Source organism: Candidatus Eisenbacteria bacterium, from assembly GCA_035712145.1.
In the GTDB taxonomy this organism is placed as follows: domain Bacteria; phylum Eisenbacteria; class RBG-16-71-46; order RBG-16-71-46; family RBG-16-71-46; genus DASTBI01.
In genome coordinates this window covers 1-1,150 of record DASTBI010000249.1, presented here as the reverse complement: position 1 = coordinate 1,150, position 1,150 = coordinate 1, and the positions used below count along the sequence as shown (strand labels likewise).

Sequence of the window (1,150 nt, the reverse complement as noted above, 5' to 3'; positions counted from 1 at the left end):
CGCCTCGGGACCGCTCGCGAACGAGAGCGGAACGCCCAGAGGCTTCCGGCGCGCCGGCGGCACCGCGAACGGCGTTCCGCTCTCGAGGTAGGCCTCCCACTCGTCGAAGGCGGCGTTGACCTCGGAGTCCGACGTGAGCGCGAGCAGCCCGAGAACCGACGACCCGAAGTTCGCCTCACTGCTGGTCGGGCTGCACGACAGCGCCTCCTGGTAGAGCTGGTAGGTGGCCTGGAAGTTGATGTCCGAAGGCCGGTCGGGGTCCGAGTTGATCTCGGCGTAGAGCGCGTTTTCGAGCGAAGCCCTCGCGGCGGAGACCTTCTGGTCGCAGGCGGTTCCATTGTCGGGAGAGGTGGAATCCTTCGAGCAACCTGACAGTGCAGCGACGGCCACGAGTGCAAGCGGAAGCTTGAGGAGCGAGACGGAGCAGCGGCGGCGCATGGGACGACCCCTTGAGGGCGCGCCCGGGGGGATCCGTATCCGTGGATGAACGGCGCGAAGAATCAGCGGCCTTCCCGATCCTCGGGAAGAGGGATGGAGCCCACGAAAGCTAGTCCCGAGTCCTCAACGGGTCAACGCCTGAGACACGTACCGATACAAGGCCTTGATGCCACCCCACGTGGCCGCGCTCGAGGGCATGGCGCGCGCGCCTTCGGCTGGGAGCGTTTCGTCTTCCCATCGCTCGATGTACCAGAACGCCGAGTCGGGAATCGTGCCCCGTGGCTGCAGCCCCTCCGGGATCGCCGCCGAGTCGCCGCGGACCAGGAAGAAGTTCGCGAAGCCCGAGACCTCGCGGGAAGAGTTTTCGGCCACGATGTGAAGCGTCACGCTCGTGCGGATCACCCGGTGCCATGGCGGCGTCTTGCCGGGCCGCGGGTCATCGATGACCTGGAAGTTTCGGTCGAGGAGCAGCGTGATGCTCTGAGCGGGAGGCTGATTCGCGCTCCCTCCGTTGACGAGATGATCGAAATAGGCGAGTTCGTCCTCACGCGTCCAGGGCGTCGTGCGCCAGGGAGCGCCCTCGGGATCGAGCAGGCCGAACACGAACTGATAGTCGTCGGTGAAGAGCGTCCGATGGTTCTCTTCGTTGCGACTCACGTAGCACCACTGGAGAAGCAGCACGACCCCCTCGGGACTCATCGGGGCCGGGACG

Annotated in this window: 2 protein-coding genes; both read right to left on the bottom strand. The window is 66.2% G+C overall.

Features of this window, described 5'->3' with window-relative positions:
• Positions 1 to 438 (bottom strand): hypothetical protein (locus VFQ05_17335; protein ID HET9328533.1); only part of this gene is annotated, 438 nt, incomplete at its 3' end.
• Between the two features lie 123 nt (positions 439 to 561).
• The coding region (locus tag VFQ05_17330) for a hypothetical protein (protein ID HET9328532.1) at positions 562 to 1,150 on the bottom strand (589 nt) is incomplete at its 5' end.